We start from the raw sequence: 15,043 nt of genomic DNA, 5'->3' as shown, positions 1-15,043 counted from the left end.
CTGGGCCTACCGCCGGTCTGCGTCCCGACGCCCCGCGGGCGCCAGCACGTACCAGCGCGACGGCAGCTCGACGCGGGTCCCGTCGGGCAGGAACTCGGTCTGGGCCAGGGCGGTCGCACCGCCGGCCAGTGTGGTGAGACCGGCCTCCTGGAGCAGCCGCCGTACCTCCTCCTCCGTGGCGCTCGCCGGCTTGAGCCCGTGCCGGAGCACCCGGCGCAGCTTCTCCGGCGGGCCGTCCGGCGCCTGCGCCACCAACTGGAGCACATCCTTGGAGGCCGGGGTCGGCTCGACGACGAAGGCCCGTCCGCGCTCCCCCAGCAGCGCCGCGACCGCCGCGGCGACGGCGGGCCTGGCCCCGGGTTCGCTCTGGTGGATCACCGCTCGCATGTACACATTGGTGTCGCCGATCCGCTTGTGCAGGTCCGCCACGGCTGCCTCGTCGACGAGATCGAGCTGGGCGAACTCGGCAACGCCCGTAGTGTCCGCGCGGCGGGCGTGCGCGATGGCCGCGCGCGCGAGGTCCACACCGATCGCGCGGGCGAAACGGGTCGCGAGATAGCGGGTCTGCGTACCGTTCCCGCAGCCGAGGTCGACGACGGGCAGCGAGGTGTCGGCGTGCGGCAGCAGACGTTCGGTGTCGGGTACGGAGGTGAGGGAGGGGTCGGAGTCCCAGATCGCCTCGCCCGGCAGGTCCGAGGTGGCGGCCCAGAACCCCTCCCACGCCTCGCGGTAGTGCTGTGACACGTCCATGCGCTCCCCGGTCCGTTCGTCGTGCGGCGTTCTGTTCAGGACCGGACTACCGTCCCGGAACGGCCGCGGCAAGACCCCGCACAGCATCCACCCGCTCGTGGCGAGGACTTCACCAGGTGTGCGACCTGGGCCCCGGGATCCCGTTCAGCGCCTGTTCGAACCAGACGGTCTTGCCATGGGCCCTGGTGCTGGTGCCCCATTCGCGGGCCAGGCTGCTCACCAGGAGCAGGCCGCGCCCGGACTCGTCGTGGGTGGCGGCGGCGAGCAGTGTGGCCGGGGCGGGTTCGTCGTCACTGACCTCGCACAGCAGGGCGCCGGTGCGGACCAGGCGGAGCACGATGTGATGGGACCGGCCGTGCTTCACCGCGTTGGTCACGAGCTCGCTGACCATCAGCTCGGCCGACTCCACCGCGTCCGGCAGCTCCCAGTCGAGCAGCTTCCCGCGCACCAGGCGGCGCGACCGCGCCACTTCACGTGGATCCAGGGCTAGTTGCCACTCTGCGACGTCGACGTCCGCGATGCCGTTCAGCCGGGCCATCAGCAGCGCCACGTCGTCCTTGCGGCCCCCGCTCGGGTTCAGGGCGCGGATGATCGTGTCGCAGGCGTCGTCCATGGAGGCGGCGGGATGGGCAGCCGAGGCGCAGAGTGCGGCAAGCCCGGCCCCGATGTCCTGGCCTCGCACCTCGACCAGGCCGTCGGTGCACAGGATCAGACGGTCGCCGGGCCGCACCCGTACGGCAGCGGTCTCGAAGGCGACGCCACCCACCCCGATGGGGGCGCCGGTGGGCAGGGTCAGGAGTTCGGCCCGCCCGTCCTCGGCCCGGACCAGCACGGGCGGGATGTGCCCGGCGTTGGCGATCTGGACCTCGGAACGGATCGGGTCGTAGACGGCGTAGAGGCACGTCGCCAGATACTGCTCGCCCAGGCGCTGCGCCAGGTCGTCCAGGTTGCGCAGCAGGCGGGCCGGCGGCACCTCCATGGTGGCCATGGTCAGTACGGCAGTACGCAACTGGCCCATCATCGCTGCCGAGTTGAGGCCGTGGCCCATGACGTCGCCGACCACGAACGCGGTCCGGGAACCGGGCAGTTTCACCGAGTCGAACCAGTCGCCGCCGACGCGTCCGAGCCGGGCGCCGGGCAGGTAGCGGGTGGCGATGTCGCAGCCGGCCATCCGGGGTGCGACCTGGGGCAGCATGCTGTCCTGGAGCGTCTCCGCGACGTTCTCCTGGTACGTGTACATCCGGGCGTTGTCGAGTACCAGCCCGGCGCGGGTGGCGAGTTCGGCGCCGGTGGTGCGGTCCATGTCGTCGAAGGGCTCACGGCCGGGACGGCGCATCAGGACCATGAAGCCGAGGACCACGTCGCGGGCCTTCAGCGGCACGATCAGCAGGGAGCGGTGAGTGATCAGCGGGCGCAGGTCGCGTTTCTCGAACTCGCCGGAGATCCGGTTGCTCAGCTCCTCGCTGACGTACGGGACGAGGACGGGTTCGCCGGTGACCATGCACCGGAAGAACGGGGTGTGTTCGGGGAAGGCGATGGACTCGCCGACCGGGACGGTGTCGTCCCAGCGGCCGGGCTCGTCGTTGTGCTCGACCCAGACCCGGTGCCAGACGGTAGTGACGTCGGGCGGCCCGTCGGGGAAGCCCTCGCCGGCCAGGACGGCGGCGCGCAGATGCGTACCCGCGAAGTCGGTGAACCGGGGTACGGCGGCGCTGGTGACCTCGCGGATGGTGCGTTCCAGGTCGAGGGAGGTGCCGATACGGCCGCTGATCTCGTTGAGGAATTCCAGCCGTTCGCGGACCGCCGCGTATTCGAGGTCGAGCTCGGGGCGGGGCGCGGTGCGGGGCACGGGCGATCCGCCGGTTTCGCCCGGCGGGCCCTGGGCGGGAAGCCTGGAGGTGCGTCGCGGCACACCCCAGTCGGGGGTGACCGGGACCTGGCTGCGGTGGCTGAACTCCAGTACGGGATATCCGAGTTCGAGGATCTGGGCAACGATTCTGGTCGCCTCGCCGACGCTCATGCTGGGCAGGATCTCGGGCAGCCGGCCCGCCAGTTCCTGGTAGCCGGGGAAGTCGGTGTGGAGTGCGAACGCGGGGGCGACGGTCCCGGTGTCCCGGCCGTCCTCCTCACCGTCCCCGCCGAGCCGTCCGGCGTCCGCGGCGAGCACCAGGAGGCGCTCGGGCCCCGGGCCGACCAGCGGGTAGGCCCACCACAGGACATCGATCCGGCCGCGCGCCGGTTCGTCGATCCGGGCCCTGCCCGCCGCCGGGTACGAGAGGTTCCCGCCCGGCGGTCCGTCGAGTTCGGAGCCGAGTCCGCAGTCCGGACCGGGGCCGCCTCCGGAGCGGCTCTCTTCTTCCACTCGCCCCAGCACACCGGAGATCGGCAGGAGTTCACCGGCCGGGCAGCCGACCGCCTCGTGCCTGGTGACGCCAAAGAGCCGTCTGGCGCCGGTCGACCAGTGGGAGACGAGCCCGTTCGCGTCGACCACTGCGACGGCCAGTGGCACACGGCCCGTCATGGCGCCGCTCGGCGACGGTGTCCGCTGTGGCGACACCCCGGGTTCCATGGCTGGGAGACTCCTTCCCCACCGCTGCGTTCCACGGTTCGTGGCTCCACGGTACGGCTCCGTGTCCGGCACCCGCCGGTCATCGACGGAATCACCCCCGGGGGTGGTGCGCCCGGCGCGCCGGGCGGCGCGCGGAGCGGCCCGGCCACGGGGCGGGGCCGGCCCGGGAAGCCGTCGGCCGGCCCGTCGTCCCTCGGGACGTTCAGTCCTCGTGCCCCAGTTGGAGGTCGCGTTCGGTGCGTCCGCCGCCCGCCACCTGGAGCACGGTGGCCACCGGCGGATACCCGGCCGCGATCACCGTGTACTCGCCGGTGGACAGGTCCACGAACCGGAACGCGCCGTCGGGGCCCGTGGTGAGGGTGTCGACCACATTGCCCGCCGCGTCCAGGAGCGTGACCCGGGCGTCCTCGACGGGCCGGCCGCCGCTCGCCCGTACGACGCCGCGCAGCACCGCGCCGCCGGCGAGTTCGATGTCCTGCCGGGTCTCCCTGGCCGCCTGCACGCTCACCGGCAGCGCGGCGGGCCGGAAGGCGGGGGCGCTGGCGGCGAGGGTGTACTCCCCGGCCACCAGCTCCGAGATCACATAGCCGCCTTCGCGACCGCTGCGGGTGGACGCGACGACCTCGCCGCAGACGTCGGTGAGGGTGACGGCGGCGTCGCGGACCGGGATGCCGTCGGCGGTGACGACGGTCCCGGCGAGGCGCCCGGCCCCGCCGAGCACCACGTCGAGCTCGACGGGCCGTTCGCCCACGGTGACACTGACGGCCTGCGGCTGGTGACCGCCGGCCGCGGCGATGAGCACGTACGAACCGGCACCCGGCACGCTGAGCGCGTACCGTCCGTCGTCGCCGCTGGCGCCCCGTCCGACCTGCTGACCCTGGACGTCGATGAGGGTGAGGGCGGCGCGCGGGACCTTCGTACCGTCGGGGTGCTGGACGCTGCCGCAGACCGGCACCCCCGACAGATAGACGGGCGGCGGCGCGGCGGGGGCCTCGGTGGTCGTGTTCGTGAGGGTGGTGCGGGCGGCCGGAACGGTCACGGGCTCGGCGGCGTTTTCGGGGCTGTGGTGGGACACCAGAGGTTTCTCCTTGAGGAAGAAGGCGAAGAACAGGCCGAGCGCGAGCACCGGCACGAGGTAGAGGAAGATCCGCGGCATCGCGTCGGCGTACGCCTGGACATAGCTGTCGCGCAGCGCGGGCTCCATCGCGTGGACCAGCTGCGGGGTGATCGACTCGGGGTCGGGGAGGTCGGCACCGGACGGCAGGCGGACGGCGAGCGCGTCCGCGAGGCGGCCCGCGAAGAGCGTCCCGAAGACGGCGGCGCCGACGCTGCCGCCGATCTGCCGGAAGTAGTTGTTGGCGCTGGTGGCGGAGCCGATGTCGGCGGGCTCGACGGAGTTCTGCACCGCGAGCACCAGGACCGGCATGATCAGCCCGATCCCGATGCCGAGCACGGCCTGCGCAATGCTGTATTCGAGGCGCGGGGTGTCGGTTTCGAGTCGGGAGAGCAGCCACATCCCGACCACCGAGATCGCGCTGCCGAGGATCGGGTGGACGCGGTAGCGCCCGGTGCGGGAGATCAGCTGGCCGGAGACGACGGACGCGATGACGATGCCGCCCATCATCGGGAGCATCAGCAGCCCGGATTCGGTGGCCGTGGCCCCGTCGACCATCTGGAGGAAGGTCGGCAGATAGCTGGCGGCGCCGAAGAGCCCCACCCCGACGATCGCCCCGACGAGCGCGGTGACGTTGAAGATCGAGTCGCGGAACAGCCGCAGCGGGATGACGGGTTCGGCCGCCCGGTGCTCGACGACCAGGAACAGCAGGGCCGTTCCGAGGGCGCCGGCCCCCAGCCCCAGGATGGTGCGCGAGCCCCACGCGTACTCCGTACCGCCCCAGCTGGTCAGCAGCACCAGGCAGGTGGAGGCGGCCGCGAGCAGCAGCGCGCCGAGGACGTCGAGCGGGGGCCGGACGGTGGGCCTGGGGAGTTTCAGTACGACGGTGATGACGGCGAGGGTGACCAGGCCGAACGGGACGTTGATGTAGAAGCACCAGCGCCACGAGGCATGGTCGGTGAAGAAGCCGCCGAGCAGCGGGCCCGCCACGGACGCGAGGCCGAACGCGGCGCCGATGAGCCCCATGAACCGGCCGCGTTCCCGGGGCGGCACGACATCCGCGATGATCGCCTGGACCCCGATCATCAGCCCGCCGCCGCCGATGCCCTGGACGGCGCGGAACGCGATCAGTTCGTCCATGGTGCGGGACCAGCCGGCGAGCGCGGAGCCGATGACGAAGACGACGATGGCGAACTGGAAGACGCCCTTGCGGCCGAAGAGGTCGCCGAGCTTCCCGTAGATCGGCAGCCCGATCGTGGAGGCGAGCAGGTAGGCGGTGACGGCCCAGGACATCTTCTCCAGGCCGTGCAGCTCGCCGACGATCTTCGGCAGCGCGGTGGCGACGATCATCTGGTCGAGCGCCGCGAGCAGGAGCGTGAGCATCAGCCCGAGGAAGATCAGCCTGATGCGGCGGGGACTGGTCTCCGGTACGCCGTACGGGTCCGGCGCCCGGTCCCGTTCCGCCGCTTCCGTCTCGGCGGAACGCGGCGAGGGCGGCCCGTCGGGTGGCGCGGCAGCCGATTCGGCGGTCCCCGCGCCGCCCGGCTCCTCCTCCAGCAGACTGATCCCACCCACCACGTGCCGCTCCCCTCGTCGCATCTGCGCCGCCCATTTCTGCCATTGCGCGAGAAGGGAGGGCAAACGCGACGAGGGGGCGCTGACGGCGCACTCGGGGGGCTTAGCCCCCGGTGGGAGCCACTACGGCGCACCACCGGACGGGCCGGGAAGACCACCCGAACCGGTGAGGCCGGTCAAGAGTCCGCGGGCTACTTCTCGACCTCGGTGGCGAGGTTCTGCAGCAGCTCGTCGTAGATCCGCCCGAGGCCCTTGGGCGCGAAGGTCTTCTCGAAGAATCCGCCGATGCCTCCGGCGCCGTTCCAGACGGTCGAGACGACGGCCTTCGACCTGCCCTCGCCGGCCGGGGTGACGGTCCAGGTGGTGACCATCGAGGAGTTGCGGTCCTTCTCCACGAGTTGGCCGTCGGTGGGCTCGCTGACCTCCAGCAGGCAGTCGCGGACCCGCTTGCTGGTGGCCTGGAGCTTCCAGTGGACGAGGGTGCCCTCGCCGTCACCGCCCTCGCGCACCTCGTACTCGCTGAAGTGTCCGGGCAGCACCTTGCCGCGGACCTCCTTGTAGTCGGCCAGCGCGTCGAACACCGTCTCCGCGTCCGCGGCGATGACTCGCTCTGTCGTGGCCTCGACCTGCGCCATGGCTGTTCCTCCAGCACTCGGTTGTTCGGGGGTGTGCTGAGCCAACCACCTCGGGCACGCCGCTCAAAATCCAGGCCGGGACGAAGGGGAGAAAACGATCAAGGGAACAAGTGTTCTATTCTCTGTCCAGTGCTACCGAGGAGGCGTGCGCCGAGGGCCGCTACCGCCTGATGCCGGGGATCATCCCGGCCCTGCGCGATCACGCGAACCCGTTCTCGATCCTGACCAAGGGGACGCTGATCCTGCGCGATCTGGAACTGCTGCGCCAGGCCGCCGAGGTCACCGACGTGGGCATCTCCGTCTCGGTCGGCTTCGTCGACGAGGCGCTGTGGCGCACCGTGGAGCCCGGCACCCCCTCCCCCGCGCGCCGCCTCGACGCCGTCCGCACCCTGAGCGAGAACGGCATCGACTGCGGCGTGCTGATGGCCCCCGTCATCCCGTTCCTCGGCGACCATCCGGACCAGCTGCGCGCCAGCGTCCGCGCGATCGCCGCCGCCGGGGCGACCTCGGTGACCCCGCTCGTCCTGCATCTGCGGCCCGGCGCCCGGGAGTGGTACACGCAGTGGCTCGGGAAGCACCACCCGCATCCGGTGCGGCGGTACGAGCGGCTGTACGCCGAGGGGGCGTACGCGCCCAAGTGGTACCAGCGCCGCATCACCCGGTACGTGCACGAGCTGGCGGCCGAGTTCGGCATCGGCCCCTCGCACCGCGGCACGGCCCGGCGGCTCCCCGTCCGGAACGGGCAGCGGACGCAGCAGCACGCAGCGCTCGACGGCCCCGGGCCCACACAGCTGACCCTCCTCCGACCTGCCCCGGCACGGGCAAACGGGTCAACTCTCGGCGCAACGGGTCCTTCCCGGCGCGAATGCGGGGAGCATGCGGCGGGGGCTGCGCCAAGCGCAGCCGTTTTTCCCCGTTTCCCCCACCACGGGAGGCCATATGACGAAACGTCCGGGAATTCTCTTCGCCGTCGGTGCGACGGTCGCCGGTCTGGTGACCGCCGCACCGCCCGCGGCGACCGCCGACAACGGCGCGCGGCCCGCCGCCGCGAAGCTCACATGGACCGACTGCGCCACCAAGTCCGCTCCGCGGCTGCAGTGCTCATCGGTCAGTACACCGCTGGACCATGACAACCCGTCGGGCCGGCGGATCACCCTCGCCCTGTCCCGCGTCCCGCACACCGCGAAGACCTTCCAGGGCCCGCTGCTCGTCAACCCGGGCGGCCCCGGGGGCAGCGGTCTGTCGATGGCCGGATTCGTGGCGTCCGCACTGCCGAAGGCGGTCGCCTCGCAGTACGACGTGATCGGCTTCGATCCGCGCGGCGTCGGGAGGAGCAGCCCGGCGCTGGACTGCGTACCGGGCTACTTCGACCCGGTGCGCCCCGACTCGGTGCCCGGCTCGCCCGGCGTCGAGGAGGCCAACCGCAACCGGGCCGGTTCGTTCGCCGAGGCGTGCGGGCGCAAGTACCCGGACCTGCTGCCGTACATGGACACGGTCAGCGCCGCGAAGGACCTCGACGTGATCCGGCAGGCCATCGGCGCCCAGCAGCTCAACTACTTCGGGTACTCCTACGGCACCTACCTCGGCGCGGTGTACGGCAAGCTCTTCCCGGAGCGGGTGCGGCGCTTCGCGCTCGACTCGAACGTGGACCCCGACGGGGTCTGGTACGACGACAACATCAGCCAGGACTACGCCTTCGACGCCCGCCACAAGGCGTTCGCCGCCTGGGTGGCGAAGCACGACTCCACGTACCGGCTCGGCAGCGACCCGGCGGAGGTCGAGGCGGCCTGGTACGCGATGCGCGAGGCCGTGAAGGCTCGGCCGGCGGGCGGGAAGGTCGGCCCGAGCGAACTGGAGGACACCTTCCTGCCGGGCGGCTACTACAACGGGTACTGGCCGTACCTGGCCGAGGCGTTCGCCGCGTACACCGAGGACGGCGACCAGGACGCGCTCGTGAAGGCGTACAAGAGGTTCGGCGCGACCGACGCCGAGGACGACAACGGGTACTCGGTCTACGCGGCCGTGCAGTGCCGCGACGCCCAGTGGCCCCGGCAGTGGAACACCTGGCGCACGGACAGCCGCCAAGTGCACGCCAAGGCGCCCTTCTACACCTGGAACAACAACTGGTACAACGCCCCTTGTGCCGACTGGCCGGTGGAGCCGCTGAATCCGGTGCGCGTCTCCAACAGCGCCCTTCCGCCGGTGCTGCTTTTCCAGGCCACCGACGACGCGGCCACGCCGTACGAGGGCGGGGTCACCCTGCACCGCAGGCTGCGCGGCTCCAGCCTGGTCGTCGAGCAGGGCGGCGGCAACCACGGCATCACCCTGAGCGGCAACGACTGCCTGGACACCTACCTCGTGGACTATCTCGCCAAGGGCACCGTCCCGCGCGGCGGGGGCAGCCGGGCCGACGCGGACGCGGTGTGCGCCAAGTCCCCCGACCCGCAGCCGCTGTCCGGCGAGGCGGCGCCGAGGTCGGTGCCGCGGACGGGCACCGACAGCAGGGGGGCCGTCCTGCACGGGCTGCTCGGCTTCCGCGGCTGACGGCCCCGCCCCGGCTCTCGCGTACGGGCCGTCCCGGCGGATGCGCCAGGATGGCCCGTATGACGACTCGGACACAGGTGCGGGACATGACCGTCGACGACTGCGAGGCGGTCACCCGGGTCCGGGTGCGCGGCTGGCAGGCCGCGTACGCGGGGCTGGTGCCGCAGTCGTATCTGGACGACATGGACCTCGCCGTCGCACAGGACGTGGAGCGGCGCCGCGCGTCCTTCACCCGGGGCACCACGCTCGTGAACGTGGTCGCCGAACGGGCGGACCTCGGGGTGATCGGCTGGGGCTGCTACGGGGCGCGCCGGGAGAACGGCAGGCCGCTCGCGCGGGGCGAGCTGTACGCGCTGTACGTGGCGCCCGAGCAGATCGGGACCGGGGCGGGCCGCGCCCTGATGGCGGAGATACTCACCCGCGCCGCGGCCGACGGCTTCCCGGACCTGGCGCTGTGGGTGCTGAAGGAGAACGCCCCGGCCCGCCGCTTCTACGAGCGCGCGGGCTTCTGTCCCGACGGTGCCGAGGAGTCCTTCGAGGCGGACGGCGTACTCGTGCCCGAGGTGCGGTACCTGCGCGAGCTCGGCACCCCTGCCGCCTCCTGAGTCCGGCGCCCCTTCAGGACGCGCCCAGGCGGCCGAGCGCGTCGCGGGCCGCGCCGCCCAGCCTCGGGTGCGGCAGGGCCGCCTCCAGGAGCGGGCGGGCCCGCTCGTCCCCCAGCTGCCCGAGCCCCTCGACGCAGGCGAGCGCCACCCGCCAGTGCGGATCGCCGGGGGCGAGCAGCCGTTCCAGGGTGCTCATCAGCGCCGGTACGGACTCCGGGGCCCGCAGCGCGGTGAGCAGCCGTACCGGGTGCAGGGCGTACGCGGTGCGCAGGGCGTTGGTGGCCAGGGCCGCGGCGGCCCGGGGCGTACGGGGGTCGCCCAGGCGCACCAGGGCGTGGGCGGCCGAGACGCAGCGCTCCGGGTCGCGGTGGTTGAGCAGCAGCACCAGCGCCTCGAAGGCCCGCCGGTCCCCGCCGCAGCCGAGCCGGAAGGCGGCGATCTCACGGGCCCAGAGCGGGCGTTCGCGTTCCACCAGGACGCGGGCCAGTTCCTCCTCGTCCTCGGTGGCGAGCAGTCCGCGGCACTGCGCCGACTCCCCCGCCGCTTCCGCCTCGTCAGCAAGCCGGTCCGCGAGCGACCGGAACTCCTCGTCCATGACCGTCAGCGTATCGGCGGGGACTCTGCGTATCGAGGGGCGGGAGGAATGTGGCATGAGGCACATCGATCGGGGGCTGGCGCGCTCGTTACCCGGCAGTTAATCTCATGTGAGCGGGACACCATCCCCGCTTGCTCCGGTGGCCTGGTGACGCAGCCACCCGGAGTGCTTGTCGGTTCGGCAGTTCCACGAGACGTGACTCCGGGACAGAGTCCGTCGCCCCCTTCCGGGTCCGGGCGTGCCCATGGCGCGCCGGCCCCGAGTACCACGACACGCAACTCCCGCACGTGTCGCGCCGGTTCTCCCGTTTCACAGTGCGCGCGCCGTGCCCTCTCACAGTCGTCACTCATTCTCTGGAGTCCCGTGATGGACACCCCGCTCAGCACCATTGCCGTCGTCGGTCTCGGCACCATGGGCACCGGCATCGCCGAGGTCCTGGCCCGCGCCGGCCACGAGGTCATCGGCATCGACATCAGCGACGCGGCCGCCCGCCGGGCCGTCGCCGCCCTGGAAGCCGCGACCGCCCGCGCCGTGCGGCGCGAGCGGATCACCGAGGAGGAGCGGGGCGACGTCCTCGCCCGCTTCCGCACCTTTGACGACCTGCGGGCCGCCGCGGAGGCGGAGCTCGTCATCGAGGTCGTGCCCGAGTCGTACGAGATCAAGCAGCAGGTCTTCCGGGAGCTCGACGCGATCGTCTCCCCGACCACGATCCTGGCGACCGGCACCAACGCCCTGTCGGTGACCCGGCTGGCCGCCGAGTCGCTGCGCCCGGAGCGCGTGCTCGGCCTGCACTTCTTCAACCCGGCGCCCGCGATGAAGCTGGTCGAGGTGGTCTCCTCGGTGCTGACCGCGCCGCCGGCCGTCGAGGCCGTCACCGCGCTCGCCCGCAGCCTGGGCAAGGAGCCGGTCGCGGTCGGCGACCGGCCGGGCTTCGTCGCCGACGGCCTGCTGTTCGGCTACCTCAACCAGGCCGCCGCGATGTACGAGGCCAACTACGCCTCCCGGGAGGACATCGACGCGGCGATGAAGCTCGGCTGCGGTCTGCCGATGGGTCCGCTCGCCCTGCTCGACCTGATCGGGATCGACACCGCCCGCACCGTGCTGGAGGCGATGTACGCCGAGTCGCACGACCGGCTGCACGCCCCGGCGCCGGTGCTCAGGCAGCTGAGCGAGGCGGGGCTGACCGGCCGCAAGGCGGGCCGCGGCTTCTACACGTACGAGGGGCCCGGCAGCCGGACCGTGGTGCCGGACGCGCTGACCCCGGGCGACGACGGGTCGGCGACGGCCGGGCGCACGGTGCGTTCGGTGGGGGTCGCGGGTTCCGGGACGATGGCCTCGGGCATCGCCGAGGTCTTCGCGAAGGCCGGGTACGACGTGGTGCTCGCCGCCCGCGGCCAGGAGAAGGCGGACCTCGCGAAGGGCCGGATCGCCAAGTCGCTGGAGCGCTCCGTCACCAAGGGGCGGCTGACGGCCGAGGCGCGGGACGCGGCCCTGGCCCGGATCACCGCGGCCGGTTCGCTGGACGCCTTCGCCGATGTCGATCTCGCGGTGGAGGCCGTCGCCGAGGACCTGGCGGTCAAGCAGCAGCTGTTCGGGACCCTGGACAAGGTCTGCAAGCCGGGCGCCGTGCTCGCCACCACCACCTCGTCGCTGCCGGTCGTCGCGATCGCGCGCGCCACCGCGCGTCCCGAGGACGTGATCGGGATGCACTTCTTCAACCCGGCGCCGGCGATGAAGCTGGTCGAGGTGGTCCGTACGGTGCTCACCGCCGACGATGTCCACGCCACCGTCCGCGAGGTGTGCGGCAAGGTCCGCAAGCACCCGGTGGACTGCGGGGACCGGGCCGGTTTCATCGTGAACGCGCTGCTGTTCCCTTACCTCAACAACGCGATCAAGATGGTCGAGGAGCACTACGCGACCCTCGACGACATCGACGCGGCGATGAAGCTGGGCGGCGGCTATCCGATGGGCCCGTTCGAGCTGCTCGACGTCGTCGGCCTCGATGTCTCGCTGGCCATCGAGAAGGTGCTGCACAGCGAGTTCCGCGACCCGGGCCTGGCCCCGGCGCCGCTGCTCGAACACCTGGTGGCCGCCGGCTGCCTCGGCCGCAAGACAGGGCGCGGCTTCCGCGAATATGCCCGGCGCTGAGAAAGGTGCCGGCTGGGGCGGGCTGCTCGATCCCTCGGGCGGCCCGCCCCCACGGGCGCACTCCCCCGACGCGATGCAGTACGTTCACACCATGTCCCAGCCCGCCAGGTCCTCCCGTGTCTCCGCCGCGCCCGATCCGCAGGAAAGTGCCGCAGGCACGCGCGCCGCCGCCCAACGGCTCAAAATGCGCCGTGAGCTGGCCGCCGCGGCGATGGAACTCTTCGCCACGAAGGGGTACGAAGCGACGACGGTCGATGAGATCGCGGGCGCCGCCGGGGTCGCCCGGCGGACCTTCTTCCGGCATTTCCGCTCCAAGGAAGAGGCGATCTTCCCGGACCACGACGACACCCTCGTCAGGGCCGAGGCCGTCCTCAATGCCGCACCGGCGCACGAGCACCCCCTCGACACCGTCTGCCGCGGCATCAAGGAAGTCATGAAGATGTACGCGGCGAAGCCCGCCGTCTCCGTGGCCCGTTACAAACTGACCCGTGAGGTCCCCACCCTGCGCGAGGCGGAGATCGCCTCGGTGGCCCGCTACGAGCGGCTGTTCACCCGCTATCTGCTGGGCCACTTCGACGAGCGCGACCACCATGTCGGCAACGACGACCCGCTGCTGGCGGAGGTCGCGGCGTCGGCCGTGGTCACCGCGCACAACCATGTGCTGCGCCGCTGGCTGCGGGCGGGCGGCGAGGGCGATGTGGAGGCGCAGCTCGACCACGCCTTCGCGATCGTCCGCGACACCTTCGGGAGCGGCATCGGGGCCGGTCGGACCGTCGGCGCCGAGCCGGTGAAGCAGCCGGCCGCCTCGGTGACGTCCCAGGGCGAGGTGCTGGTCGCCGTGGCGCGGACCGACGCACCGCTCGACGAAGTGATGCGCACGATCCAGCAGGCGCTCCAGGACCGCTGAACGGGCGGGGCGGGGCGGGCAGGCCCCGGCCCCGCCCCGCCCCGCGCCGAAACCTGGTTGCCGGACCCGTTCGCCGCTGTTGTGGTGGGCGCATGAATCACGAACACGAAGCACTGCTGACCCTTTTCGACCGCGAGATGCGCGAGCACGCCCGCCCCGACGGCCCCGGGGTGCGGGTGGAGCGCACCGACGACGTCGTACGGCAGGTCGGCGCGGCCGACGACTGGAACGGTGTCGTCTGGTCGGCCCCGGACCTGGATCCCGCTCGGGCGGACGCGGTGATCGCGGCCCAGGTGGCGCACTACACGGCGCTCGGGCACGGCGAGTTCGAGTGGAAGCTGTACGCGCACGACCGGCCCGCCGACCTGGCCCCGCGGCTGCTGGCGGCCGGTTTCGAGGCGGAGGAACCGGAGACCCTGCTGGTCGCCCCGGTCGCGGAGCTCGCGACGCGGGTGGAGCTCCCCGACGGCGTTCGGCTGCGCACCGTGCGTGACGCGGACGACGTGGAGCTGATGGCCCGCGCCCATGAGCAGGCGTTCGGCTCCGACTGGTCGCGGCTGCGGCATCAGGTGCTGGCCCGGCTGGCCGAGGACCCGGACGGCTTCGTCGGCGTACTCGCCATGGCGGGTGACGAGCCGGTGAGCTCGGCCCGGATGGAGCTGTACCGGGGCACCGGCTTCGCGGGACTCTGGGGCGGCGGGACGGTCGAGGCGTGGCGCGGAAAGGGCGTCTACCGGGCGCTGGTGGCCTTCCGCGCCCGGATCGCGGCGGAGCGCGGCTACGGCTACCTTCAGGTCGATGCCTCCGACATGAGCGCTCCGATCCTCCGGCGGCTCGGATTCCTCGCGCTGAGCACCACGACGCCCTATGTGTACCGCTCGCACTGATCGATCATCTGCGGCTTTTTACGGGGCATTTCCTTGCGAAACACCCCTCTTCTTGCTCATACGTGGCCGGCGGGCGACAAGTGAGAGAAATTGTTGGCACCGAGTGCCTTGCCAGGTGTCACGGAGTGCCATACGTTGAAGTTGTCCGGGCGGCCGGCGTGCTGCGAACTCACGTACGCCGGCTGTCCCCGCAAGCGATGTGCCTGCGCGCCCGGACGCCTGCGTCACAGGCAAACCCTTCTGCTCAACAGAGCAAGCCGAAGCTTTGACAGCCGAACCGACGGCAGCACCTCCACCCCGTTCCCTCTCCTGCTCGCAGGGATCGCAAGCGTTCCCTCAGCGCCCCCATCCCGCCGGAGGCACCCCGTGAAGGAAATCCTGGACGCGATCCAATCGCCGGACAGCACGACCGCGGACTTCGCGGCCCTGTCCATCCCCGAGTCGTACCGCGCGGTGACCGTGCACAAGGACGAGACCGCGATGTTCGACGGGCTCGCCACTCGCGACAAGGACCCCCGCAAGTCGCTGCACCTCGACGAGGTCCCGGTGCCCGAACTCGGGCCCGGCGAGGCCCTGGTGGCCGTCATGGCCAGCTCGGTGAACTACAACTCCGTCTGGACCTCGATCTTCGAGCCGCTCTCCACCTTCGGCTTCCTGGAGCGCTACGGAAAGCTCAGCGAGCTCACCAGGCGCCACGACCTGCCGTACCACGTC

General features: G+C 72.0%; 10 protein-coding genes and 2 pseudogenes. 7 read left to right on the top strand and 5 right to left on the bottom strand.

Annotated features, from left to right (window positions below; genetic code table 11):
* Positions 1–6: 6 nt before the first annotated feature.
* The 4 genes from ACFYY1_RS32990 to ACFYY1_RS32975 form a co-directional block, all read right to left on the bottom strand.
* Positions 7–750, bottom strand: coding sequence for a methyltransferase domain-containing protein (locus ACFYY1_RS32990; protein ID WP_388592091.1), 744 nt, complete (start codon positions 748–750; stop codon positions 7–9).
* A gap of 109 nt (positions 751–859) precedes the next feature.
* On the bottom strand, positions 860–3,319 hold the full coding sequence (locus tag ACFYY1_RS32985; protein ID WP_388592090.1) for a SpoIIE family protein phosphatase: 2,460 nt from the start codon (positions 3,317–3,319) through the stop codon (positions 860–862).
* A gap of 202 nt (positions 3,320–3,521) precedes the next feature.
* Positions 3,522–6,011 carry an MFS transporter gene (locus tag ACFYY1_RS32980; protein ID WP_388592088.1) on the bottom strand — a complete coding sequence of 830 codons (2,490 nt, stop codon included), beginning with the start codon at positions 6,009–6,011 and terminating at the stop codon, positions 3,522–3,524.
* A 188-nt stretch (positions 6,012–6,199) separates the two neighbouring features.
* A complete protein-coding gene (locus ACFYY1_RS32975) occupies positions 6,200–6,643 on the bottom strand; it encodes an SRPBCC family protein (protein WP_388592086.1) in 444 nt (147 codons plus the stop codon).
* Positions 6,644–6,792: 149 nt separating this feature from the next.
* Here ACFYY1_RS32975 and ACFYY1_RS32970 point away from each other — a divergent pair.
* The 3 genes and pseudogenes from ACFYY1_RS32970 to ACFYY1_RS32960 form a co-directional block, all read left to right on the top strand.
* Positions 6,793–7,446 (top strand): annotated as a pseudogene (locus tag ACFYY1_RS32970) (radical SAM protein); the annotation flags it as partial.
* 136 nt (positions 7,447–7,582) lie between these two features.
* Positions 7,583–9,187 carry an alpha/beta hydrolase gene (locus ACFYY1_RS32965; protein WP_388592085.1) on the top strand — a complete coding sequence of 535 codons (1,605 nt, stop codon included), beginning with the start codon at positions 7,583–7,585 and terminating at the stop codon, positions 9,185–9,187.
* 59 nt (positions 9,188–9,246) lie between these two features.
* Positions 9,247–9,792: a GNAT family N-acetyltransferase gene (locus tag ACFYY1_RS32960; RefSeq protein ID WP_388592084.1), complete on the top strand. Its 546-nt coding sequence runs from the start codon at positions 9,247–9,249 to the stop codon at positions 9,790–9,792.
* Between the two features lie 13 nt (positions 9,793–9,805).
* On the opposite strand, the gene ACFYY1_RS32955 is transcribed toward ACFYY1_RS32960, so the two are convergent.
* Complete coding sequence (locus ACFYY1_RS32955) at positions 9,806–10,387, bottom strand: adenylosuccinate lyase (protein WP_388592083.1); 582 nt, start codon at positions 10,385–10,387, stop codon at positions 9,806–9,808.
* A gap of 366 nt (positions 10,388–10,753) precedes the next feature.
* On the opposite strand from ACFYY1_RS32955, the gene ACFYY1_RS32950 reads away from it, so the two are divergent.
* The 4 genes and pseudogenes from ACFYY1_RS32950 to ACFYY1_RS32935 form a co-directional block, all read left to right on the top strand.
* Entirely contained in the window at positions 10,754–12,535 is a 1,782-nt protein-coding gene (locus tag ACFYY1_RS32950; RefSeq protein ID WP_388592082.1) for a 3-hydroxyacyl-CoA dehydrogenase family protein, read from the top strand.
* A 91-nt stretch (positions 12,536–12,626) separates the two neighbouring features.
* Positions 12,627–13,442 carry a TetR family transcriptional regulator gene (locus ACFYY1_RS32945; protein WP_388592080.1) on the top strand — a complete coding sequence of 272 codons (816 nt, stop codon included), beginning with the start codon at positions 12,627–12,629 and terminating at the stop codon, positions 13,440–13,442.
* A gap of 92 nt (positions 13,443–13,534) precedes the next feature.
* Entirely contained in the window at positions 13,535–14,329 is a 795-nt protein-coding gene (locus ACFYY1_RS32940; RefSeq protein ID WP_388592079.1) for a GNAT family N-acetyltransferase, read from the top strand.
* A 366-nt stretch (positions 14,330–14,695) separates the two neighbouring features.
* Positions 14,696–15,043: pseudogene (locus ACFYY1_RS32935) on the top strand (crotonyl-CoA carboxylase/reductase); the annotation flags it as partial.

This window comes from Streptomyces sp. NPDC001890, assembly GCF_042891445.1.
GTDB lineage: Bacteria > Actinomycetota > Actinomycetes > Streptomycetales > Streptomycetaceae > Streptomyces.
Note: the sequence above shows the minus strand (reverse complement) of the source record. Positions and strands in the feature narration are given on the sequence as shown.

What these genes read in the sequence shown, in the direction of transcription:
- ACFYY1_RS32990 (WP_388592091.1), bottom strand. Translation starts at nt 750, where the DNA reads ATGGACGTGTCACAGCACTACCGCGAGGCGTGGGAGGGGTTCTGGGCC.
- ACFYY1_RS32985 (WP_388592090.1), bottom strand. Translation starts at nt 3,319, where the DNA reads ATGGAACCCGGGGTGTCGCCACAGCGGACACCGTCGCCGAGCGGCGCC.
- ACFYY1_RS32965 (WP_388592085.1), top strand. Translation starts at nt 7,583, where the DNA reads ATGACGAAACGTCCGGGAATTCTCTTCGCCGTCGGTGCGACGGTCGCC.
- ACFYY1_RS32945 (WP_388592080.1), top strand. Translation starts at nt 12,627, where the DNA reads ATGTCCCAGCCCGCCAGGTCCTCCCGTGTCTCCGCCGCGCCCGATCCG.
- ACFYY1_RS32950 (WP_388592082.1), top strand. Translation starts at nt 10,754, where the DNA reads ATGGACACCCCGCTCAGCACCATTGCCGTCGTCGGTCTCGGCACCATG.
- ACFYY1_RS32975 (WP_388592086.1), bottom strand. Translation starts at nt 6,643, where the DNA reads ATGGCGCAGGTCGAGGCCACGACAGAGCGAGTCATCGCCGCGGACGCG.
- ACFYY1_RS32940 (WP_388592079.1), top strand. Translation starts at nt 13,535, where the DNA reads ATGAATCACGAACACGAAGCACTGCTGACCCTTTTCGACCGCGAGATG.
- ACFYY1_RS32955 (WP_388592083.1), bottom strand. Translation starts at nt 10,387, where the DNA reads ATGGACGAGGAGTTCCGGTCGCTCGCGGACCGGCTTGCTGACGAGGCG.
- ACFYY1_RS32960 (WP_388592084.1), top strand. Translation starts at nt 9,247, where the DNA reads ATGACGACTCGGACACAGGTGCGGGACATGACCGTCGACGACTGCGAG.